Origin of the sequence: Micromonospora sp. M71_S20 (genome assembly GCF_003664255.1) — a bacterium.
Taxonomy (GTDB): domain Bacteria; phylum Actinomycetota; class Actinomycetes; order Mycobacteriales; family Micromonosporaceae; genus Micromonospora.
This window is the reverse complement of the sequence record NZ_RCCV01000001.1, coordinates 3,460,667-3,481,316: the sequence shown is the minus strand read 5'-3', so window position 1 is coordinate 3,481,316 and position 20,650 is coordinate 3,460,667. Positions and strand designations below refer to the sequence as shown.

The 20,650-nt window shown below is 75.1% G+C and carries 23 protein-coding genes; 7 read left to right on the top strand and 16 right to left on the bottom strand.

Annotation, left to right across the window (positions count from 1 at the left end):
• Nucleotides 1-26: 26 nt before the first annotated feature.
• From DER29_RS14950 to DER29_RS14930, 5 genes are all read right to left on the bottom strand, one after another.
• Complete coding sequence (locus DER29_RS14950; RefSeq protein ID WP_121397894.1) at nucleotides 27-575, bottom strand: ATPase; 549 nt, start codon at nucleotides 573-575, stop codon at nucleotides 27-29.
• A gap of 170 nt (nucleotides 576-745) precedes the next feature.
• Nucleotides 746-1,192: a response regulator gene (locus DER29_RS14945; RefSeq protein WP_121397893.1), complete on the bottom strand. Its 447-nt coding sequence runs from the start codon at nucleotides 1,190-1,192 to the stop codon at nucleotides 746-748.
• A 70-nt stretch (nucleotides 1,193-1,262) separates the two neighbouring features.
• Nucleotides 1,263-1,610 carry an STAS domain-containing protein gene (locus DER29_RS14940; RefSeq protein WP_121397892.1) on the bottom strand — a complete coding sequence of 116 codons (348 nt, stop codon included), beginning with the start codon at nucleotides 1,608-1,610 and terminating at the stop codon, nucleotides 1,263-1,265.
• An 85-nt stretch (nucleotides 1,611-1,695) separates the two neighbouring features.
• A complete protein-coding gene (locus DER29_RS14935) occupies nucleotides 1,696-2,748 on the bottom strand; it encodes a B12-binding domain-containing protein (protein ID WP_121397891.1) in 1,053 nt (350 codons plus the stop codon).
• Nucleotides 2,745-4,505, bottom strand: a complete 1,761-nt coding sequence (locus DER29_RS14930; protein ID WP_121397890.1) for a PP2C family protein-serine/threonine phosphatase — start codon at nucleotides 4,503-4,505, stop codon at nucleotides 2,745-2,747. The genes DER29_RS14935 and DER29_RS14930 overlap by 4 nt, the downstream gene beginning before the upstream one ends.
• 249 nt (nucleotides 4,506-4,754) lie before the next feature.
• Between DER29_RS14930 and DER29_RS14925 the strand changes: the two genes are divergently transcribed.
• Complete coding sequence (locus DER29_RS14925) at nucleotides 4,755-5,099, top strand: STAS domain-containing protein (protein ID WP_121397889.1); 345 nt, start codon at nucleotides 4,755-4,757, stop codon at nucleotides 5,097-5,099.
• 57 nt (nucleotides 5,100-5,156) lie between these two features.
• Complete coding sequence (locus tag DER29_RS14920) at nucleotides 5,157-5,501, top strand: STAS domain-containing protein (RefSeq protein ID WP_121397888.1); 345 nt, start codon at nucleotides 5,157-5,159, stop codon at nucleotides 5,499-5,501.
• A 72-nt stretch (nucleotides 5,502-5,573) separates the two neighbouring features.
• Here DER29_RS14920 and DER29_RS14915 read toward each other — a convergent pair whose 3' ends face one another.
• Complete coding sequence (locus DER29_RS14915) at nucleotides 5,574-5,888, bottom strand: hypothetical protein (RefSeq protein WP_121397887.1); 315 nt, start codon at nucleotides 5,886-5,888, stop codon at nucleotides 5,574-5,576.
• A 212-nt stretch (nucleotides 5,889-6,100) separates the two neighbouring features.
• Here DER29_RS14915 and DER29_RS14910 point away from each other — a divergent pair, with 212 nt between their 5' ends.
• Nucleotides 6,101-7,081, top strand: coding sequence for a DUF2267 domain-containing protein (locus DER29_RS14910; RefSeq protein WP_121397886.1), 981 nt, complete (start codon nucleotides 6,101-6,103; stop codon nucleotides 7,079-7,081).
• Between the two features lie 61 nt (nucleotides 7,082-7,142).
• Nucleotides 7,143-7,940, top strand: a complete 798-nt coding sequence (locus tag DER29_RS14905; protein ID WP_121397885.1) for a spermidine synthase — start codon at nucleotides 7,143-7,145, stop codon at nucleotides 7,938-7,940.
• A 156-nt stretch (nucleotides 7,941-8,096) separates the two neighbouring features.
• Here DER29_RS14905 and DER29_RS14900 read toward each other — a convergent pair whose 3' ends face one another.
• Nucleotides 8,097-9,398 carry an NAD(P)/FAD-dependent oxidoreductase gene (locus tag DER29_RS14900; RefSeq protein ID WP_121397884.1) on the bottom strand — a complete coding sequence of 434 codons (1,302 nt, stop codon included), beginning with the start codon at nucleotides 9,396-9,398 and terminating at the stop codon, nucleotides 8,097-8,099.
• A gap of 51 nt (nucleotides 9,399-9,449) precedes the next feature.
• Nucleotides 9,450-11,603: a glycogen debranching N-terminal domain-containing protein gene (locus tag DER29_RS14895; RefSeq protein WP_121397883.1), complete on the bottom strand. Its 2,154-nt coding sequence runs from the start codon at nucleotides 11,601-11,603 to the stop codon at nucleotides 9,450-9,452.
• Between the two features lie 236 nt (nucleotides 11,604-11,839).
• Here DER29_RS14895 and DER29_RS14890 point away from each other — a divergent pair, with 236 nt between their 5' ends.
• The gene (locus DER29_RS14890; protein WP_121397882.1) at nucleotides 11,840-12,925 is read left to right on the top strand and encodes a hypothetical protein; all 1,086 of its coding nucleotides are present in this window, start codon (nucleotides 11,840-11,842) and stop codon (nucleotides 12,923-12,925) included.
• Nucleotides 12,926-13,039: 114 nt separating this feature from the next.
• Nucleotides 13,040-13,201, top strand: coding sequence for a hypothetical protein (locus DER29_RS34165; RefSeq protein WP_158619026.1), 162 nt, complete (start codon nucleotides 13,040-13,042; stop codon nucleotides 13,199-13,201).
• A gap of 39 nt (nucleotides 13,202-13,240) precedes the next feature.
• Here the strand turns inward: DER29_RS34165 and DER29_RS14885 are convergent, their stop codons facing one another.
• From DER29_RS14885 to DER29_RS14850, 8 genes are all read right to left on the bottom strand, one after another.
• Complete coding sequence (locus DER29_RS14885) at nucleotides 13,241-13,768, bottom strand: GNAT family N-acetyltransferase (RefSeq protein WP_121397881.1); 528 nt, start codon at nucleotides 13,766-13,768, stop codon at nucleotides 13,241-13,243.
• A gap of 62 nt (nucleotides 13,769-13,830) precedes the next feature.
• Entirely contained in the window at nucleotides 13,831-14,280 is a 450-nt protein-coding gene (locus DER29_RS14880; protein ID WP_199729299.1) for a hypothetical protein, read from the bottom strand.
• Nucleotides 14,277-14,570, bottom strand: a complete 294-nt coding sequence (locus DER29_RS14875; protein ID WP_121397880.1) for a DUF6510 family protein — start codon at nucleotides 14,568-14,570, stop codon at nucleotides 14,277-14,279. Before DER29_RS14875 ends, DER29_RS14880 begins: the two co-directional genes overlap by 4 nt.
• Nucleotides 14,571-14,590: 20 nt before the next feature.
• Nucleotides 14,591-15,325, bottom strand: a complete 735-nt coding sequence (locus tag DER29_RS14870) for a ferredoxin reductase (protein ID WP_121397879.1) — start codon at nucleotides 15,323-15,325, stop codon at nucleotides 14,591-14,593.
• On the bottom strand, nucleotides 15,322-15,912 hold the full coding sequence (locus tag DER29_RS14865) for a sulfite oxidase-like oxidoreductase (protein ID WP_199729447.1): 591 nt from the start codon (nucleotides 15,910-15,912) through the stop codon (nucleotides 15,322-15,324). The genes DER29_RS14870 and DER29_RS14865 overlap by 4 nt, the downstream gene beginning before the upstream one ends.
• Before the next feature lie 80 nt (nucleotides 15,913-15,992).
• Entirely contained in the window at nucleotides 15,993-17,012 is a 1,020-nt protein-coding gene (locus tag DER29_RS14860) for a TerC/Alx family metal homeostasis membrane protein (protein ID WP_121397877.1), read from the bottom strand.
• 226 nt (nucleotides 17,013-17,238) lie between these two features.
• Nucleotides 17,239-18,228: a glycosyltransferase family 9 protein gene (locus DER29_RS14855; protein WP_121397876.1), complete on the bottom strand. Its 990-nt coding sequence runs from the start codon at nucleotides 18,226-18,228 to the stop codon at nucleotides 17,239-17,241.
• A complete protein-coding gene (locus tag DER29_RS14850; protein ID WP_121397875.1) occupies nucleotides 18,221-19,399 on the bottom strand; it encodes a glycosyltransferase family 4 protein in 1,179 nt (392 codons plus the stop codon). Before DER29_RS14850 ends, DER29_RS14855 begins: the two co-directional genes overlap by 8 nt.
• A gap of 73 nt (nucleotides 19,400-19,472) precedes the next feature.
• Here DER29_RS14850 and DER29_RS14845 point away from each other — a divergent pair, with 73 nt between their 5' ends.
• A complete protein-coding gene (locus tag DER29_RS14845) occupies nucleotides 19,473-20,639 on the top strand; it encodes a CaiB/BaiF CoA-transferase family protein (protein WP_121397874.1) in 1,167 nt (388 codons plus the stop codon).
• Nucleotides 20,640-20,650: the final 11 nt, after the last annotated feature.

Here is a 20,650-nt window from a genome sequence, read left to right as displayed (position 1 = left end):
CGGTCGTCGGCCCGGGCCGACGAGGGTCAGCGGATCCCGGCGCGGCCGCCCGGTGGCTCGGTGGAGGCTTCCGCGCCGCCACCGGCGGCGATCCGGGTCGCCGGCACCCCGTTGCCGGGCACCCCGGCCGCGGCGGTCGGGGTGTCCGCCGGGACCGGTTCGACGGTCAACCCGTCGAGGATCCGGTCCACCCGGGCCTCGCGCCTGCGCCGGGCGTACAGCGCCTCCTCGAAGTCCCGGCGGGCCTGCACGGCCTCGGCGTAGACGCGCTCGCGCACCTGCCGGGCCTCCTCCCGGGCCGCGTCGAGCTCGACCCGCGCCCGGGTCAGCAGGTCGGCCGCCTCGCGGCCGGCGTCGTCCGCGCCGCGCCGGGCCCGGTCCGCGTCGCCGAGGTCCAGCCGTTCGAGCAGGCCGCGGAGCGCCGTCGCCTCGTCACGGATCTCGTCCCACTCGCGACCGGCCCTCGCGGCGCCCTCCGCCCGGGCGGCGAGCCGGGCCAACCGGACGCCGATCTGGTCCAGGCAGGAATCGACCTGCCGCTGGTCGTAGCCGGTCTCCACGACGCAGAACCTCATACTGTCGCCCCCCAGGCAGCTGGTGTTTCCTTCCCCACCCTGGATCCTCGACGCTGGGGGCGGCAGCGGAGGGGCTTCGGGAAAATTGTTCACCATGCGGACGCGCCCGGGACCGGGCGCGTCGCGGGTGCCGGCGCGCGGCCCGGCGTGGACGACCGCCCGGGGGCGCCTCAGGAGCGCTTCGGGAGCACGACCACCCGGCCGAAGAACTCGTCGATCCGGCGCACCACGTCGTTGAAGTCGTCCAGGTCGATCGGCTTGGTCACGTAGGCGTTGGCCTGGAGGGTGTAGCTGCCCACGATGTCCGTGTCGGCGTTGGAGGTGGTCAGCACGACGATCGGGATCGTGCGCAGGTCCTCGTCGCTCTTGACCTCGCCGAGCACCTGCCGCCCGTCCATCCGGGGCATGTTCAGGTCGAGCAGGATGACGTCCGGCCGCCGGGCGTCGGTGTGCCGCCCCTCGCGGCGCAGGAACTCCATCGCCTCCTGGCCGTCGCTGACGACGTCGATGACCTTGTCGACGTCGGAGTCCGCGAGGGCCTCCTCGATCATCAACACGTCACCCGGGTCGTCGTCCACCACCAGGATGCGAACCGGACTCGGGCTGTCTGCACCCATCACTACCTGCTTCGGGTCGGTGGAACGGAGAATCGCAAGGCGCTCTGTGCCGGCGGGGAAATCTAGCCCATCAGCCGGCGGACCGCGCTGTCGGGTCGGCCCTGCCGGACTCGTGTCGCAGCACCTCGGCCAGCCCCGTCACCTGGAGCACGCGGTCGACCCGGCCGGTGGCGCCGGTCACCCGCAGCCACCCGCCGTCGGCGGCGACCCGGTTGTCGCCCCGGACGAAGGCGGCGATCCCGGTGGAGTCGCAGAAGGTCAGCTCCGTCAGGTCGACCAGCAGGCGGCGCTCGCCGGCGTCGACCAGCCGGTCGATGGCGGCGTTGAGTTCGGGCGCGGTGCTCAGGTCGAGTTCGCCGGTCAGCCGCAGGCGCGTCGCCCCGCCCTCGCGGTCGGCGTACGTGACGGTGAACGTCACCCCTGGTCCCCCTCGCTCCACCGCAGGCGGATGCTTGCAGTGTGGCAAGTATAAGCAGGGGTGCCGGACGCGGTCGCACCGGCGCTCAGCGCGACCCGGCGCCGCCCACCGTGGCCACGGACGCCCGCGCCGCCCCGAGGAACCGCGCGGCCCGGGGGAAGTCGCGCAGGACCCGTCCGTAGTGTTCCAGAGTCGACCGCAGCGTGGGGGCCGGCACACCCCGGCTGGTGAGGATCTCGACCAGCCAGTCGACGAACTCGGTGAACAGCGAGCCGTCGTCGACGTAGAGCGCGGCGGCCAGGAAGTCCACGATGTAGCCGAGGTCGCTGACGGTGGAGTCCAGCTGGCTGGGCGTGTAGTCCCGCGTCCCGGGGCTGCGTTCCCGCAGGTCCGCCAGCGCGCCGTCGATCAGCTCGCCGCGCCGCTTGACCAGGCTGGTGTACTCGTCGTCGGCCAGGTGGCTCAACTCCGCCGGCGGGACGCGGCGCAGCGCGCGCTCGTCGGCGACCAGGTCTGCGGCGGTCGGGGCGTCGGGCGCCCAGGCGACGCCGAGCCGCCGGGCCCAGCGGCCGTCCGCGCCGAACCCCCGGCCCCCCACCACCACGGGGACGTCCACGCGCCGGCACGCCTCGATCATGCGGTGCGCGTGCGGCAGGCGCATCGGCAGCGCGCAGGCGAGCGCGACCGCGTGGGCGTCGTGCCGGTGCAGGTACGACACCAGGTGCGGGGCGGGGACGCTCGCGCCGAGGAAGGTGACCTGCCAGCCCCGCAGCCGCAGCACCTCGGCGACCAGCCGGGGCGGCAGGGCGTGCCACTCGCCGTCCATGCAGGCCACCACGACCCGGCCCCGCGTCGGGCGCGGGTTCGCGTACGCCGCCACCGCCGCCACCACCCGCTCGCTGATGTGTGTCGCGGCGTGCTCCTGGGCGACGCTCCACTCGTTGCGCGCCCACCGCTCCCCCACCTCGGCCTGCGCCGGGGCGACCAGGTCGAGCAGGACACGCTCGGCGGGCACGCCGGCCTCGAGCAGGCCGGTGGCCACCTCGATGGCGGCGTACTCGTCCGCCTCCTGGAGGCAGTCCAGGTATCCGCTCCAGGCGTCGGCCGGGGTGACCCCGGCGGTCGGGGCGGCGGTCACGGTCGGGTCTCCCTCACCTCGGCGGTGCCGCTCGCGTCGGGCACCGCGTGCAGGTGCCTGGGCGTACGCCCGCCCGGACCGGTCGCGCGCAGCGCGAGCACGGCGATGTCGTCGTGGTCGCCGTGGGCCAGCCAGTCGCAGGTCACCTGCTCGACGCGCTCGGCCAGGGCGGGTGCGGGCATCCGCTGGCAGCCGGTGACCGCGTGCACCAGCCGCTCCGTGCCGAACTGCTCGTTGCCGCGGCGGCCCCCGCGCGCCTCGGTGACCCCGTCGCTGTAGAGCAGGCAGGTCTCGCCCGGCTCCAGCCGGACGGTCACCTCCCCGATCCGGGGATCGGGGACCACGCCGACCAGCATGCCCGACAGCGGGACCGGCTCGACCTCGCCGGAGCCGCGCAGCACCAGCGGCGGCAGGTGACCACCGCCGGCCAGCGTCAGGGTGAGGCCACCCTCGCGGTGCGCGCGGACCACTCCCAGCACCATTGTCGCGAAACGTCCCTGCCCCTGCGCCTGGCTGGTCTCCAGCAGCGCGTCGTTGAGCAGCTTCAGCAGGCGCCCCGGCTGCGACTCGACCCGGTGCAGCGCCTGAAGGCACTGACGCAGCTGGCCGGTGAAGACCGCCGCCTCGACGCCCTTGCCGGAGACGTCGCCCAGGAAGAACACGGAGCCGCCGTCGGCCAGCCGGTGCGAGCCGTAGAAGTCGCCACCGATGCGCAACCCGGCCTGGGCCGGCCGGTAGGCGGTGCCCCACTGCACCCCGGTCGCCTCGGCCGGCTCCACCGGCACCAGGCTCGCCTGGAGCGTGTCGGCGACCTCGGCCTGGTCGCGGTAGAGCAGCGCCGTGGTCAGCGCCGCCCCCGCCCGGGCCGCGAAGGCACGGGCCAGGTCCAGGTCGGCCTCGTCGTACCAGCGGTCGACGCGCCGCGCGACCAGCAGCACGCCGGCCGGGGCGTCGCGACCGGGCAGCGGCACCACCCGCGCGCAGGCCTCCGCCGCGGTCAGCCCGGGCAGCCAGCCGGCGTCCACGGCCTGCTCCGCCAGCCAGTCGACGGTGTGCGGTTCCACGCCGTCCAGCCCCTCGGTGATCGCCGCGGGCAGGTCGACGGCAGGCAGTACGCCGCTGTCCACCACGGGGGCGTCGTCGTCGCTGCGGGCGGCCCGCCACCAGCGGGCCCGACCGGAACGGGGTGCCAGCACCAGCACCGCCACCTCGGCCAACGTCGGCACGGCGAGGCGGACCACCGCCGCGGCGGCCCGGTCCGGGTGCAGGGGATTGCCCAGCTTCTCGCCGACGACCGCCAGGAACGCCGAGCGGGCCCGCTCGGCGAGCAGGGCGTCGGCACGGGTGACGCTCTCGGTGACGTCCTCGACGTACCAGCAGCAGCGGGCGGCCGACAGCGGCACCCGGCGCGCGCGCAGTCGACGGCCGTGGTGGGTGAACTCGCCGTCGGCGCTCAGCCCCGAGACATTGGCCGCCGCGAGCAGCTCGCCCGGGGTGACCTCGGGCAGCAGCCGCTCGGCCACCGGGCTGACGTGCCGGACGACGCCCTGCGCGTCGCAGACGACCAGGCCCTCGCGGAAGTGCTCGACGACCTCGGACCAGTCGGGCGTCGCGTGCTCCCGGTCGGCCGCGAGCCCGGGCAGCGCGGAGGCCGGGCGTGCCGGGGTGCCGGCGGACCACGCCGTGGCCCGTGCGGCACTCGGCGTGGAGATCCGCCCGTCGCCGGGATCCCAGTCCCGGACGTCCGCAGCAGTCACCAGCTGAGCCCCACTCCTTGTCGACACCCGTACCACCGCGAGGCGGCACATGTGGTCAGATCTCTGACACCCACCCTACGCCCGTGTGCCGCGACCGCCACCCGACGCCCGTCGTGCGGTCGGCGGTCGCGTGCCGGGCGGGACCTGCTCCGCGTTGTTACGATCCCCTCACCCCGCCCCTCGGCGGCCGGCGAAAGGGCGTGATCGTTGCTGTCCCATCGGAGCCAACCCGAGGCGACTCCGTTGAGCATGACCGTCGACCGGTCGGATCCGGCCGCACCGCTCATCCGGGTCGGGGGCGACCTCGCCTACACCACCGCCGGGCCGCTGCGCGCCGAGGTCGACCGGGTGCTCGCCGACGCTCCGGCGGCCCTCGTCCTCGACTTCTCCGGCCTGCTCTTCATCGACAGCACCGGCCTGGGGGTGATCGTGCACGCGTGGCGCGAGGGGCAGCAGTGCGGCACCGCCCTCCGGCTGCGCGCCGTGCCCCGGTTCCTGGAGACGATCCTCGACATGACCGGCGTCACGGGCCTGCTCGCCCGGCCGCTCGGCGAGGGCCTGGCGGCGGCGGAGGGTGCCACCGGCATGGCCTGACGAAGTTCGCCCGGCCCCCCGCTTTGCACCCGGCCCCGCGACTGGGAACATGGGCGCATGGCCGCCCAGCTGTTGACCATCGAGGTGACCCGGCTCGACGCCGGGCGCGCCCGGCTCCGGCTGTCCGGTGAGCTGGACTTCGACACCGCCCCGCAGCTCGTCGCCGCCGCCGCCGAACTGCGCCGCGACGGCCACCAGGAGCTCCTGTTCGATCTGAGCGCCGTCAGCCTGTGCGACTCGTCCGGGCTCAGCGCGTTGCTGACCGCCCGTCACGGCGGCCCGGGCGCGGTCCGGCTCGCCGGGGTCGGTCCCCAGCTCCGGCAGCTGCTCGACCGCACCGGCCTGACCGAGCTGCTCGCGGTGGAACACGCCATCGACGGCGCCGCCCGCCGGGCGGGCTGAGTCCGGCCCGCTCCGCACGGGCGAGGGGTGGCCCCCGACCCTGGGACCAGGGGCCGGGGGCCGGAGTGAGGATCAGGGTGCGGTGAGCGGTTGCAGCCGGGGTCCGGTGGTCCGCCGCTGCCCCGTCGACGGCGGCTCGGCGTCCTCCGGCGGCCCGGAATCGGGAGTCTGGAAGAGATAACGGACGAACACCCCACCCGCCTCGTTGTCGTCCGCTCCGGGCCACTGCCCGATGCAGTCCACCCCGACCACCTCGCGACCCGAGCCGTCGCCCTCCTCCAGCAGCGCCCACAGGCTCACCGGGTAGCAGCGGGTGTCCTCGGCCGAGAGGCGCCAGCGGGCGTACCAGCCGGGCCGGGCGGGAACGATCTCGACGATCCTCTTCATCACGACCTGTCCTTCCGCGTTCTCGGAAGTTCTCCGGTCCGCTGCGATCGTCGGCTCCCGCCGGGTGACCGCCCCTCACCCCCGCCGGATGAAGCTGTCCCGCCGCCCGCCCGGGCGTCGCCGGCCCGGCCGCCGGCGTCCGTTTCGGTGCCGGCGACGGCGGGAAGGCGACCGGCGGAAGCGAGGAACACCAGCGGAAGCGAGGTGTCACCATGCGCAAGCAGATGGAGGGCGACAACCAGCGTCGCCGCGCGCTGGCCCGCCAGGCCCGCGAGCGCGGCATGCAGGCCAGCGAGACGGGGGCCAGCCTGAGCGCCTCCAAGCAGCTCACCCACCTGGAGCAGGGCAAGCGCGCCGGTCCGCCGCCGGCCGGCAGCCGCCACAAGCCGGACAGCACCCGGGGCGGGCCGGCGCCGCCACCGGCGGGCGTCGCGGAGTCCCCCCGCCCCCTGCCCGACCAGGGCGCGGGCACGCCGGAGGGGACTCCGCTGGGCTACCACGCGCTGGTCGACGACGTCGTCCGCCGTACCGGGGCCGACTTCCGGACCGCCAAGGTGGGCGTCGAGTCGACCGTGCTGGTGCTGGCCTTCGCCCTCGGCGAGACGGAACGCCGGCGGCTGCTGGCGGCGGTGCCGACGAAGCTGCACGACGTCCTGCCGGTGGACGGTATCAGGCGACGCCCGGACCTGCCCGGCTTCCTGGCCGAGGTGGGCCGGATCAGCGGCCGTACCCCGGAGCAGGCCCGCTACCAGGCGGAGGCGACCGTGGCGGCGCTGGCCGACCACGACGGCGACCTGATCGAGTCGCTGCACGTGCCGGACGGCCTGCGTGACCTGCTGGAGCCGCCGTCCGTCGGCGGCGGGGTGGTCGGCGCGGTCAGCGCGACACCCCCGCTGCGCGACACGGACCTGCGGGAGGCGCTCAGCGAGCTGCCGTACTGGTCTGGCGACGGCGAGGCGCTGTCCCGCACGCTGGAACTGCCGGCGGACAACCTGGACCGGGTGCTGGACCGGATCGACCGGCTGCGGCAGGAGACCGGTCGCGGCCCGCGCATCGGCCGCCCCGACCCGACCACCGCCGTGCTGACCGTACGGTCCCGGCAGGCCGGCGCGGTGACCGCGATGGACGTGGACCTCGCCCACGCCGTCGACGACGCGATCGACGAGGCGGGCGCCGGGATGGCGGCCGGCTGACCGGCGTACGGGCCGGCGGGCGCCACCCGCCGGCCCGCCCCGGCTCGGCTAGCCTGCCGGAGTGGACCACCCCTCCGACGCGCCCCGGCTGGAGCTGGTCGTCGACCCGGCCCGCCCCACCGGGCGTACGCTCCTCGCCGCCGGCGTCGAGCAGTCCTATGTGGACGTGGCGGACCCCCGGCACCTGCACTTCGAGTACGTGCGGCGGATGGCCGCCGTGGCCGACCTGGCGGCGCCGTCCGGCCGCCCGCTGGACGTGCTGCACCTGGGCGGCGGCGCGCTGACCCTGCCCCGCTACGTGGCCGCCACCCGGCCCGGCTCGCCGCAGCTGGTCGTGGAACGCGATCCCGCCGTGGTCGACCTGGTGGCGCGGCACCTGCCCGCGCTGCCCGCCAGCATCGACGTGCGGGTGGCCGACGCCCGGGACGCGGTGACCCGGGCGCCCTCGGCCGGCTACGACCTGGTGCTCGCCGACATCTACCGGGCGGCGCGGATGCCCGCCCACGTGCGCAGCGTCGAGTTCGTCGCCGAGGTGGCCCGGACGCTGCGCCCCGACGGGGTACTCCTGGTCAACGTGACCGACCTGCCGCCGCTGGTCTTCGCCCGGGTCCAGGCGGCCACCCTGCGGGCGGTCTTCGCCGACGTCTGCCTGGTCGCCGACCGCCGGATGCTGCGCGGGCGGCGGTACGGCAACGTGGTGTTCGCCGCCGCGCCGAGCCCCGGCCGGCTGCCGGTGGCCCGGTTGTCCGCCCGGGTCGCACGGGATCCGGTGCCCGGCGGGGTGCTGCACGGGGCGGCCCTGGACGCGTTCGTCGCCGGTGCCCGTCCCGCCACCGACGCCGCCCTCGCCGCGCGCTGAGGCGGCCCTGCCCCGGGACTCTCGGCGCGGGCGGCCCCTGGGGCAGGGCACCGGGGCGGGCCTTCCGTTCCGCACACGCGCGCCGGGAGGCCGTGACCACCTCCATGGCGGCGGCGGGCGCCAGGTTCAGCGTCTCCTCGCCCGGTCGACGGCGGGTCAGCGCGCCCGGACGGCCACCTCCGGCGAGGAGCTCTCCAGCGGCACGGCGTTGGCCGGGACCAGGCCGAGCTGCACGGCCGGGCGCGGCAGCGCGGCGTCGAGCATCCAGTCGGCGCCCACCCGGATCCGGTTGCCCGGCATCGCCAGCAGGTGGTAGCCGCGGGTGACCGCCTTGGCGGGCAGCCCGGACAGCGACACCTTCAGCGGGTTCGCCGCCGCGTCCTTGCCCCCCAGGTCGACCACCCAGCCCAGGTCGTGGTGCCGGTACGGCCGGCGCTTCCCCTGCCCGTAGGAGGCGGCGATGTTGTGCGCGGCCAGCTTGCCCTGCCGCTGCGCGTGCTGCGCCGTCATGGTGCAGATCTCCCCGGGCCGGGTCAGGTCCGGTACGGCGGCCGCGTCGCCGCAGGCGTACACCTCGGGGAAGCCGGGGACGCTGAGGAACTCGTCGACGACCAGGCGGCCCCGCTCGGTGCGCAGTCCCAGCTCCGCGACGAACGGGTCGGGACGCACGCCGACGCACCAGACCAGGGTGCAGGTGGGCACGTAGTCGCCGTCGGTGAGCGTCACCCCGTCGGCGGTCGCCACGGCCACCGAGGTGCCCATCCGCACGTCCACGCCCCGGCGGCGCAGCACCCGGTCGGCGGTCTTTGACATCCGCTGGTCCAGCTCCGGCAGCACCCGGGGCGCGACGTCGAGCAGCAGCCACTTCGGGCGGATCTTGAGTCGGGGCCGCTGGGAGACCAGTTCGTCGGTGAAGAGCTGGCCGTGCGCGGCCACCTCGGTACCGGTGTAGCCGGCGCCGACGACCACGAAGGTGGCGCGCGCCTGCTGCTCGGCCGGGTCCTCGGTCTGCTCGGCCAGCTCGATCTGCCGGATCACGTGGTCGTGCAGATAGAGGGCCTCCGGCAGGCCGCGGAAGCCGTGGGCGTACTCGGTCACGCCGGGGATCGGCAGCAGCTTGTTGACGCTGCCGACGGCCAGCACCAGCCGGTCGTACGCGATCCGGTTACGGTCCCCCTCCGGCTGGGTGAAGCCGACCCAGCGGTTCTGCAGGTCGACGTGGTCGGCCTCGCCGATCAGCACCCGCACCCCGTCGAGCGTCCCGGTCAGCGGCACGGAGATCCGCCGGGGCTCGACCACGCCGGCGGCCACCTCGGGCAGCAGCGGCAGGTAGAGGAAGTAGTCGGTGGAGTTCAGCACCACGATCTCGGCCCGACCCCGGGCCAGCCGGCTCAACGTCTTCGCCGCGTGGTAACCGGCGAACCCGGCCCCCACGATCACCACACGAGGTTTCGTCATTGCGGCCCCGTTCCCACCCCGGGGCGGGACAAACGTGGCGGGTCGGACGTTTCAGCACTCGGCCAGCCGGACGTGTCCGGTCCGCCCGACCGCCTCCACCTCCCAGCAGCGTCCGAAGGCCCGCACCCGGTCGGCGGCGATCCGCCCGATCTCGGGCGGGATGTCGGGATCGAGCACCAGCCGGCCGTCCACCGGGTTGATGTCGAGCATCGCCCTGACCAGGGCCAGCGGGGTGCCGGTCGCCCACGCCTGCGGGCTGCACGCGGTCGGGTACGGCACGGCGAACAGCAGCCGCTCCCGGGGAAACCCGCTGATCGCTTCCGGCAGGCGGTGACCGAACTGCTCGGCCGCCTCCAGCAGGGCCAGGCTGACCCGGTTCGCCTCCGCGCGGTAGCCGTAACGGGCCATGCCGAGCACCGCGAGCGAGTTGTCGTGCGGCCAGACGGTGCCCAGGTGGTAGCCGAGGGCGTTGTAGAGCCGCTCGTCTTTGGAGAGGGTGCGGATCCCCCAGCCGGAGAACATGTCGTCGGCCATCAGCTGCCGCACGACCGTCCCGGCCCGCTCCGCCGGCACGATCCCGCTCCACAGCAGGTGGCCCATGTTCGAGGTCTTCGAGTCGATCGGGTTCTTGTCGCCGTCCAGCCCGACGGCGTAGAAGCCACCCCGCTCGTCGAGCCAGTAGTCGCGGTTGAACCGCTCGTACAACGCGGCTGCCTCGGCGCGCAGCCGCCGGGCGAGGCCGGCGTCGGCGAGCGGGCCGTCGGCCAGCTCGGCCAGCCGCAGCTTCGCGTCGTAGGTGTAGCCCTGCAGGTCGCTGGTGGCGATCGGCAGCACCGGGATGCGGCCGTCGGCGAAGCAGACCCCGTCCGGGGAGTCGCGCCAGCACTGGTTGCCGAGCCCCTCCGGGGAGCGCGTCGCGTACTCGACGTAGCCGTCGTCGTCCCGGTCGCCGTACCGGTCGATCCAGTGCAGCGCGGCGAGCGCGTCGTCGCGCAGGAAGCGGACGGTGTCGTCGTCGCCGGTCCACCGCCAGTACTCCGAGAGCAGGATCAGCCAGAGCTGGGTGGCGTCCGCCGAGCCGTAGTAGGGCCCGTACGGCTTCAGCCCCGTCCGGGTCAGCTCACCGCTGCGCACCTCGTGCAGGATCTTGCCGGGCTCCTCGTCGGTGAAGTCGTCGCACGTGTCGCCCTGCAACCGGGCCAGCGCGAGCAGCGCGCCCTTGGCCAGGGTCGGGCCCGCGACCAGCGTCTGGTAGGCGGTGATCAGCGTGTCGCGGCCGAAGACGGAGAGGAACCAGGGCAGGCCGGCACCGGGGAGCATGATGCGCTGCCCCTTGACCTCCAGGTCCAACCGCAGGGCCGCCAGGTCGTCGCGGGACTGCCGGATCGTCCGTTCCAGGGCCTGGTTGTCGCTGCGCAGCACCGCCCGCCCGAGGGTCCACCGGCGCACCGGGTCGTCCGCCCGCCGGTGGAACACGTCGGCGATGTCGCCCCGGACCGGCTCCACCACCCCCATCCCCGGCGGCAGCGGCACGTGCAGGTCGAGCTGCCACTCCTCGCGGCGGTCGAGGGTGACGTCCCAGACCAACTCGTCGCCCTCGACGCGGTCGGCCGGCCGGGAACAGCGGACCCGGGTCTCGGCGGCGAAGTCCCCCCGCGCGTAGAAGAAGCACAGCTCCGAGCCGTCCGGCGCGTGGTCGCGGGTGATCTCCGCGGAGCGGTCCCGGACCCCGGACTTGACCTCGAACAGGTCCGCGAAGTCGGCGCCGACGGCCAGCCGCAGCTCGAACCGGACCGGCTCCGGCCGGAAGGAGACCATCTCCACCCGCTCGTGGAAGCCGTCGCCGACGTAGCGCAGCCGCCGGATGCCCAGGCTGTCCGGCGGCAGGTCCGGCTGGGCCGGGTTGGTCAGCACGTACTGGGCCGAGTAGTGGTCGATGGTCTCGGCGCGCAGCACCAGCAGTTGCTCGCCGTTGACGGTGAGCACCCAGCCGCTGAGCAGCCGGGTGTCCAGGTGCACCAGGCCGCCGATGCTGCCCGGCGGCACGTCCCCGCAGGGGTCGGAGTACATGAAGGTCGGGCCGCTGAGCACGGCGATGGAGTCAGGGCCCAGCTCGGGCGGCATGGCCCGCTGGTCGCCGCTCTCCCCGGCGGTGGCCCGCAGGCCGGGTGTGGGGTCGGCGGGGGTCGGACGGACGACAGCCATGACTCCACCGTAGGAAGACCGTCGCTGTGAGTCATCACCCGCTCCGGGTGAAGCGGCGCGGACCGAAGCGGCGCGGACCGTGTGCGGCGAACGACGCGCACGCGACCGACGGGGCACCGAGGCCGGGAGCCGACAGCGGCGGACTTGCGACACGCGACTGTGCGGTTGCCGACTGTGACGGCCCGGATGACGGGCGCATGCTGCTTGCCCACCGTCCCTCGTCACCAGGAGGAAAGATGCGACTCCGTTCGCTCGCCGCCGCCGCGCTGACCGCCGTGCTGGCGGCCGGCACGCTCGCGCCCGCCAGCCCGGCCGCGGCGGCCACCGCCGACCGGTGGGGCTTCGCCTACGTCCAGGACCCGACCGTTCCGGCCTGGACGGTGCTCGACACCACCCGGCAGTGGGGCAGTTGGAAGACCGCCTTCCCCGCCGCCTGGGCGCAGGGCGGCAAGCTCGCCCCGGGCCGCTTCCAGGTGCGCTTCCCGCAGATCGGCGCCGGCGCGCGGGGGGTGCCGCACGTGACCCCGGTCAACCGCACCGGCCACTACTGCGAGGTCGTCCGCTGGTTCTCCTCCGGCGCCGACCAGATCGTCGACGTGCAGTGCCACAAGCCGGGCGGGGACCGCGACGACACCCCGTTCACCGTCCTGTGGACCACCAGCAGCGGCGTGCTGCCGGCGGGCACCGCCCACGCGTACGTCCAGCAGGCCGGCGGGGCGTTGGTCCAGTCGTACAACTCGACGGGGGCGGCGAACGGCCTCGGCCCGCTGGGGATCGGCCAGTGGGCGGTGAAGCTGCCGGGCGTCGGGCTCGCCGGCGCACTGGCCGGTGACGTGCAGGTCACCGCGGTGCAGCCGAACGCGGCGCCGCGCCGTTGCAAGATCGACAGCTGGTCCGCCGCCGGGATCGACGTGGCCGCGAACGTGTCCTGCTTCGACCAGGCCGGGGCGCCGGCGGCCACCGACTTCGCCCTGTCCTACCACCGGCGGCGGCCGGTGATCGGCTCGCTCGCCCCGCCGTCGCGCTTCGGTTACCTGGGCACCGCGGTCGGCGGGCCGACCAACGACAACTCGGTGCTGGGCGTCGGCGCCAACACCGTCGGCGCGATCGCCCCGGCCGGCCGCTACCTGGCGAAGTTCCCGCAGCTCGGGGTCAGCCAGACGCACGCCCAGGTGGTGGCGCAGGGCGTCGGGTCGAACTACTGCCACCTGACCCAGCCCTGGTCCACGGGGCTGGACGTCGAGGTGGACGTGGTCTGTTTCGACAACGCCGGGGTGATCACCCCGCACCGGTTCCTGGCGACCTTCACCTCGCGCGCCTGACGCGACCGCGTCGCTTCGGCCGCGCCGGATCACCCGGGGCGGGTGGGTTCACCTCACCCGCCCCGGCGGCACGGTGGTGCTCCACCGCCACCCGAGCGACGGGAGGACAGCGCCATGAGCACACCGATGTCGAACGACCGGCGGCAGCCGATCTACCTGCGGCAGAGCGGTCGCACGCGGCTCACGCCCCGGCAGCGTCGGCGCGTCGAGCACAAGCAGGGGCGGTTCGTGCGCCTCGACGGCCAGCGGCCCGAGGCACGCCGGCCCGGACGCTGACCCGGCGGCCGGTGGCGGTCGTGACCGGCCGCCACCGGCCTACGTACGCGCCGGCGCCGTGATCGCCCACCGTTCGTGGTCGCGCCACGCCCCGTCGATGAACAGGTAGTCCGGCGAGTAGCCCTCCAGCCGGAAACCGAGCTTGCGGGCCACCCGGCGGGACGGCTCGTTGCCCGGCTGGATGTTCGCCTCCAGCCGGTGCAGGCCGAGCGCCTCGAAGGCGTGCCGCACCACCAGGCCGATGCCGGCGGAGGCGTGCCCGGTGCCGCTGTACGGCAGGAAGGCGGCGTAGCCGAGGTAGCCGCCGCGCAGCGCGCCCATGAGGATCCCGCTGATGTTCACGTAGCCGGCGATCGCCCCGGAGTCCCGGTCGCAGATCAGGTAACCGGCGTGGTCCCGACGGCGGATCTTGCGCAGGTAGGCGGCGTACCGCGCCGGGTCGTCGGGCGCGGCGAGCCAGGGATGGTGCAGGTCGCGGCTGCGCCGGGCCGCCGCGACGAACTCGGCCTCGTCGTCCGGCCGGGGGCGACGGATGGCGGCCGGTCCCGCCGTACGCAGATATCTCACGGCGAACCACTGTCGCCGTGGTCTGTGCCGTTGTCCAGTCGCTCCCGGGCGCGCCCCGGCCCTCACGGACCCGCGGGAGGGTCCGCCTCCCCGGCGACCCGCTCCACGGTGTAGTGGATGGTCTGGGCGACGATCCAGCCCTGCTCGATGAGGAACGAGTCCGCCCCGTCGCGGACCCGTACGCCCTCGATCCGCGCCGTCCACTCCAGGAACGCCACCCGGCCCTCGACCAGCCGGTTCGTGTACACGTAGCGGGCGCCGGGCAGTTCCTCCTCCAGCAGGCGCGCCAGCTCCCCGACGCCCGCGTGCCCGCGGAACACGCCCCGGCGTTCCAGGACCACGCACGACGGCGAGACGTTGCGCGCCAGGTCCTCCGCGAACCGGTGCTCGGCGGCCAGCCGCAGGTGGTCGTCGAACACCTCCCGCGCCGACCGCGTCCGCAGGGCCTCGTCCGTCACGTCGCCCCCGTCCGGCCCGGCCGCCGGCGTCGGGTCGCCCTCACCCGCCGTCACAGCGGGCCCGGGTACGGCTGCTCGGCCGGCATCGGCACCCGCAGGAAGGTGGCCCCGCGCAGGTCCAGCCAGGCGTGCCCGGGCGAGCGGACGAGCCGCAGCATCACCTCGGCGCAGTTCGGGCAGCGGCCGACGAGGCCGGGCGCGTGCGGGTAGACCCGCAGCCCGGCCAGCGGGCCGAGCGCGCGGCAGTGTTCGCACCGCCCGGCGGCGGTGCTCAGGTCGACGGCGAACAGCTCCCGCAGCGGGCCGTCGAGCATGTTGCCGTCCAGGTACGACGTGTCGGTCATCGGGTGCTCCTCCTCGACGCTCAGCCGGTGGGGCCGAACCGTTCGGTCTTCACCCGCCGGCTCTGGTGGCCGAGCCCGACCAGCACGTCCGCCACCGTCTCGACGAAGCCGGTCGGGCCGCAGACGTAACAGAGCGGCTCCAGCTCGGGCGGCCAGCCGTGGCTGTTGACGTCGGCCAGCCCGATCCGGTGCGGCTCGCCCCGCCAGCCCGGCGGCGCCTCGCGGGTGTACACGTACGCGACGTCCAGGCCCAGGTCGTCGCGGACCCGGCGGCGCAGCTCGTCGGCGTAGAACACGTCGGCCGGGGTGCGCACCGAGTAGATCAGCCGGAACGGCACCCGGCTGCCGGCGGCGCGGCGGGCGCGGACCATCGCCATCAGCGGCACGACGCCCGACCCGCCGGCCACCAGCAGCACCGGGGCGGTCTCCTCCGGCCGCCAGACGAACCAGCCGCCGACCGGGCCGCGCACCTCGACCGGGTCGCCCTCGGCGTAGACGTCGATCAGGTACGGCGACACCTCGCCGTCGGGCACCCGCTGCACGGTCAGCACGATCCGGTCGCCCTCGGCCGGGCCGGCCAGCGAGTACGACCGGGCCGCCTGGTAGCCGTCGGGGGCGGTCAGCCGCACGTCGACGTGCTGCCCGGGCAGGTGCCCCGGCCAGCCGGGCGCCTCCAGCACCAGGGTGTGCGCGGTCGGCGTCTCCACCCGGCGTTCGCACAGCCGGGCCACCCGCCAACGCAGCGGGGCGGTCAATCGCCCTGATACCGCTGCTCACGCCACGGGTCACCGTAGTCGTGGTAGCCGGCGGTCTCCCAGAACCCGGGCTGGTCGTCCGTGGTGAGCCGGATGCCGCGCACCCACTTGGCGGACTTCCAGAAGTAGAGGTGCGGCACGAGCAGCCGGGCCGGGCCGCCGTGCTCGGCCGGCAGCGGGCCGCCGTCGTACCGGTGTGCGATCCAGGCCCGCCCGCCGCGCAGGTCGGCCAGCGGCAGGTTCGTGGTGTAGCCGCCGTACGAGTGGGCCTGCGCGTACCGGGCGCCGGTGCCGATGCCCTCCAGCAGCGTGTCCAGGGAGACCCCCTGCCAGTCGGTGTTCCGCTTCGACCAGCGGGTGACGCAGTGGATGTCCACGGCCGGGGTCTCCTGGGGCAGCGCCATCAGCTCGTCCCAGCTCCAACGGAACTCGGCGCCGGACTCGGTGGAGACGACGAACTCCCAGGTCTCCAGCGGCACCCGCGGCGTCGGGCCGGCGGAGAGCACCGGGAAGTCCTGCGTCAGGTACTGCCCCGGCGGCAGGGCCGGCTCCGCGGAGCGGGGCCGGCCCTGGAAGCCCGGTGACACGATTCCCACCCGTCAGTCGTACCACCGGGGCTGCGGCGGCGGGGCGGCGTCGGCCGGACCGCACCGTGACGGGTGACGCCTCAGTTCCGTTCGACCACGACCTCCTTCTCCTTCCCGCCGGCCTTGCTGGTGGCCCGCAGGCTGGTGAGGGTGACGATCACCAGCACGCCGATGATGACGCCCAGGGAGGCGAGGGTCGGGATCTCCGGCACGCCCTTCCAGATGCCGTGCGCCCAGTGCAGGCCGAGCTTGAGGCCGATGAACGCCAGGATGATCGCCAGGCCGTAGCTGAGGTGCACGAGCCGGCTGAGCGCGGCGTGCAGCACGAAGTAGAGCGCCCGCAGCCCCAGCAGGGCGAACGCGTTGGTGGCGAAGACCAGGTACGGGTCCTTGGTGATGCCGTAGACGGCGGGCACGGAGTCGACGGCGAAGACGATGTCCGTGGCGAGCAGCGCGGTCACCACGAGGGCGAACGGGGTGAGCGTCCGCCGGCCGGCGAGGCGGACGACCATCTTGGGGCCGTGGTAGTCCTCGGTGACCGGCATGAACCTGCGCAGCAGCCGCACCGAGCGCATCTTGCTGATGTCGACTTCCTGCTCGTGCCCGGTGACGGCGTCGCGCAGCAGCTTCGCCGCCGTGAGCAGCAGGATGATCGCGAAGAGCAGGAAGGCGAAGTCCAGGGTCTGCAGGGCCGCCGCGCCGACGGCGATGAACACCGCCCGCAGCACCAGCGCGCCGGCGATGCCGTAGAGCAGGGCCCGCTGGGCCAGCTCGGCCGGCACCGCGAACGCGGCCAGCAGCAGCATGAAGACGAACAGGTTGTCGACCGAGAGGGACTTCTCGACCAGGTAACCGGTGAGGTACTCCACGCCCTGCTTCGAGCCGAAGCGGGACCAGACCCAGACGCCGAAGGCCAGCGGCAGGGCGATGTAGAAGGCGGACCAGCCCAGCGCCTCCCGCATCGACACCTCGTGCGGCTTGCGGGTGACCAGGAAGTCCAGCACCAGCAGGGCGATCACGGCGGCGATGGTGACGCCCCACAGCGTGGGGGTGCCGACCGACTGGAGACTGGTGGCAGCAAGATATGGCAAATCGGACATGGAGCCTCCTCGAACACCCTGTCATGTTCGAGGTCTCCTTCACCCACTTTTCGTGGGCAGCCACCCGAGGCGTGCTCCGGGCACGCCGTACTGACCGGGATGGCTCGTGGGAAGTACTCCCCTCGTCGCGACAAGGTTAGGGCAGGCCCGTGGGCTCGGCAAACGGGGCACGCCGGAGCACGCGCGCACGGTGTGGTACGGGTCGTCGAGGGGCTTTCGTCCCCGCTCAGCGGGCGGTGACGGCGGCGAGCACGGTTGCCACGTCGAGGTCGGCCATGCACGCCGGGCCGGCCGCGTCGAGCGGGCAGCGCGCCTCCCACCAGCAGGGCTGCTCGGTGATGGCGGTGGCCCGCCGGTAGCCGCAGCCGGGCAGGCCCTGGAGGTCGGTGCCGCCCATCCCGTACCGCCGGGCGTCGGTGGGGCCGAACAGCGCCACGGTCGTGGCGCCGGTCGCGGCGGCGAGGCGCACCGGCCCGGTGTCCGGCCCGACCACCACCCCGCCGCGCCGGCCCACCGCCGCGAACTGCCCGGCGAGGGTGGGCAGGTCGGCCCGGGGAAGCGGCACCCCGAGCGGCGCGGCGGGGTCGACCGGGCCGACGGTGAGCACCGGGTGTCCGCGCCGGGTCAGGGCGCCGGCCAGCCCCCGCCAGTGCCGGTCCGGCCAGCGCTTGACCGCCATCCCGGCGTCGGTGACGAGCACCACCGGCGGCGCGAGGGGCTCCCCCACCAGCCGAGCCACCGCCCGCTCCCCCGCGCGCCGGGCCTCGTCGCCCAGGTGCACCCGGGGCCGGGCGGCCTGGTCGGCCGTGCCGAGCAGCCCTTCGGCGCGGAGGATCTCCAGGTAGCGGTCGCCGACCGGCTGCTCCGGCGGCGGGCCGCGCCACAGGTTCGTCACGGCCCGCCCGGCCCCGGCCTCGAGCAGCTCGGGGATGCCGTCGTAGCGGGTGGTGGTGACCGCCAGGTCCGGCCGGGAGGCCGCGAGGGCCTCGACGACCGCGTCCCGCTCGGCGCCCGGCCGGCCGTGCCGGGGGGTGCGCACCTCGGCGACCGCCGGGTCGGCGCGCACCAGCTCCGCCCCGGGATCGTGGGTGAGCACCCGCAGTCGCGCGCCGGGGTTGCGGCGGGCCAGGCCGTGCACCGCCGGCAGCAGCATCAGCAGGTCGCCGATCCCGCCGAGCAGGTCGACCACCAGGATGTCCGCGTACCGGTCAGGCATCCGCGCGCCCCAGGGTCCGGGCGTAGAGGTCACGGTGCGCGGCGGCGCCCCTCGGCCAGGAGTACGCGGCGGCGAAGGCCCGCCCGCGTTCGGCGAGCCGGCGGCGCAGCACCGGGTCGGCGAGCAGCCTGCCGACGGTACGTGCGACCGCCGCGCTGTCCCGGCGGGCGCCGATCACCGCCACCGCGCCGCTGCGCCGCAATCCGTCGTCGCCGGCGTCGGACTGCGTCACCGCGGTCGGCACGCCGTGCGCGAGCGCGGCGAGCAGGGCCCCGCTCTTCGTGCTCGCCCCCGTGGTGAACGGCAGCACCGCCACGTCGGCGGCGTGCAGCGCGGCGGAGACCCGGTCGGCGGGCAGGTGCCCGGTGAACGTCACCGCGTCGGCCACACCGCACCGCCCGGCCAGCCCGGTCAGCTCGGCGCGGAACGCCCGCGCCTCCCGCTCGGGCAGCGCCTGGGAGGTGAAGCCGCCGACCACCAGCAGCCGGAGGTCCGGGTGGTCGCGCCGCAGCTCGGGCAGCGCCTCGACGAGGTACCGCAGTCCCTTCACCGGATGCACGAAACCGAAGAAGGCCAGCAGCGGCGCGCCCTCCGGCAGGCCCAGCTCCGCCCGCAGGCGCAGCCCCGCGGTGGACGCGCCGACGTGGTCGACGACGTTCGGGGCGATCGGGATGTGCGTGGCCCGGCGGCCGGTACGCGCGTGGACCACGTCGCCGTGGCCGGGGTTCGTGACGATCACGGCCGCGCTGGCGGGCACCAGCCGGCCGGACTCCCGGTCCCAGCAGCGGGCCCGCTCCACCGCCGACCAGAGCCGCCCCGGCAGCCAGCCGGGGCAGGCCCACCAGCCGTACTCGTGCAGGGTGGTGACCAGCGGCACCCGCCGGGGCAGCCGCCACGGCAGCAGTCCGGGCTGCCCCGAGAACCGGTACGCCGACGGGGCGAACTGCACGTGCACCACGTCGGGGGCCAACTCGCGGACCCGGCGGGCGGCCCGGGCGGTGGCGGCCCGCCAGCGTCCCCGGTCGGCGTCGGGGCGCACCGGCACCGGGGTCACCTCGACACCGACGCCGTCGAGCGCCTCGACCAGGTGCGTCACGTAGTCGCTGACGCCGTCGGCGTCGGGCCGACCGGGACCGTGCAGCATCGCCACCCTGATCCGGTCGTCGGCCACGCCACCTCCCGCTTCTCGGCGGGCGGGTTCCCGACCCCTTACCACGCAAACGCGCCTCGCCTATGGTGTGCCGATGACCGAGGACGTCCCGGCCGGCCCGCTGGCCGGCGTGCGGGTGATCGAGCTGGCCGGCATCGGTCCCGGCCCGTTCGCCGCGATGATGCTGGCCGACCTGGGCGCGGACGTGGTCCGGGTGGACCGGGCCACGGACGTCGACCCGGACGCCTTCGGCACCCCGCACCCGGACCTGCTCAACCGGGGACGCCGCTCGATCGGGGTCGACCTGAAGTCCCCCGGCGGCCGGGAGGTGGTGCTGGCCCTGGTCGCCGGCGCCGACGCGCTGATCGAGGGATTCCGCCCGGGGGTCACCGAGCGGCTCGGTGTCGGCCCGGCAGACTGCCTCGCGGTGAATCCCCGGCTGGTGTACGGGCGGATGACCGGCTGGGGGCAGGACGGGCCGGCGGCGCCGTACGCGGGGCACGACATCGACTACCTGGCGTTGACGGGCGCGCTGCACGGCATCGGCCGGGCCGGCGAGCGCCCGGTGCCGCCGATGAACCTGCTCGGCGACTTCGGCGGCGGCGGCATGATGCTCGCCCTCGGCCTGGTCTCCGCCCTGTACGCGGTGCGCGGCGGCGCGCGGGGGCAGGTGGTCGACGCGGCCATCGTCGACGGCGTGGCGGTGCTCAGCACCCAGATCCACGCGCTGCGCCGGCTCGGCATGTGGCAGGACCCGCGCGGGGTGAACCTGCTCGACGGCGGCGCTCCCTTCTACGACACCTACGAGTGCGCCGACGGCCGGTACCTGGCGGTCGGCGCGCTGGAGCCGCGGTTCTACGACGAACTCGTCCGGCGCACCGGCTTCCCGCTGGCCCCGGACGAGGCGCTGGACCGCACCGACCCGGCGAACTGGCCGGCGCTGCGCCGGTCGTGGGCGCGGCTGTTGCGCACCCGGACCAGGGACGAGTGGACGGCGCTGCTGGGCTCCTCCGACGCCTGCGTGGCGCCGGTGCTCGACTGGCGGGAGGCGCCGGAGCACCCGCACCTGGCCGCGCGGGGCACCTTCGTGGAGCGGGACGGGGTCACCCAGCCGGCCCCGGCGCCCCGTTTCTCGGGCACCCCCACCGCGCTGCGCCGCCCCCCGCCCCAGCCGGGCGAGCACACCGACGAACTGCTGGCCGGGGCGGGCTTCGCCCCGGAGCGGGTCGCCGCCCTGCGCGCCGCCGGCGCCGTCGCCTGAGGCGGCGTACC

Coding starts and splice junctions, on each gene's coding strand:
- DER29_RS14950 (WP_121397894.1), bottom strand. CDS start 575: ATGAGGTTCTGCGTCGTGGAGACCGGCTACGACCAGCGGCAGGTCGAT.
- DER29_RS14945 (WP_121397893.1), bottom strand. CDS start 1,192: ATGGGTGCAGACAGCCCGAGTCCGGTTCGCATCCTGGTGGTGGACGAC.
- DER29_RS14925 (WP_121397889.1), top strand. CDS start 4,755: ATGACCGTCGACCGGTCGGATCCGGCCGCACCGCTCATCCGGGTCGGG.
- DER29_RS14920 (WP_121397888.1), top strand. CDS start 5,157: ATGGCCGCCCAGCTGTTGACCATCGAGGTGACCCGGCTCGACGCCGGG.
- DER29_RS14915 (WP_121397887.1), bottom strand. CDS start 5,888: ATGAAGAGGATCGTCGAGATCGTTCCCGCCCGGCCCGGCTGGTACGCC.
- DER29_RS14910 (WP_121397886.1), top strand. CDS start 6,101: ATGCGCAAGCAGATGGAGGGCGACAACCAGCGTCGCCGCGCGCTGGCC.
- DER29_RS14900 (WP_121397884.1), bottom strand. CDS start 9,398: ATGACGAAACCTCGTGTGGTGATCGTGGGGGCCGGGTTCGCCGGTTAC.
- DER29_RS14895 (WP_121397883.1), bottom strand. CDS start 11,603: ATGGCTGTCGTCCGTCCGACCCCCGCCGACCCCACACCCGGCCTGCGG.
- DER29_RS14890 (WP_121397882.1), top strand. CDS start 11,840: ATGCGACTCCGTTCGCTCGCCGCCGCCGCGCTGACCGCCGTGCTGGCG.
- DER29_RS34165 (WP_158619026.1), top strand. CDS start 13,040: ATGAGCACACCGATGTCGAACGACCGGCGGCAGCCGATCTACCTGCGG.
- DER29_RS14875 (WP_121397880.1), bottom strand. CDS start 14,570: ATGACCGACACGTCGTACCTGGACGGCAACATGCTCGACGGCCCGCTG.
- DER29_RS14860 (WP_121397877.1), bottom strand. CDS start 17,012: ATGTCCGATTTGCCATATCTTGCTGCCACCAGTCTCCAGTCGGTCGGC.
- DER29_RS14855 (WP_121397876.1), bottom strand. CDS start 18,228: ATGCCTGACCGGTACGCGGACATCCTGGTGGTCGACCTGCTCGGCGGG.
- DER29_RS14845 (WP_121397874.1), top strand. CDS start 19,473: ATGACCGAGGACGTCCCGGCCGGCCCGCTGGCCGGCGTGCGGGTGATC.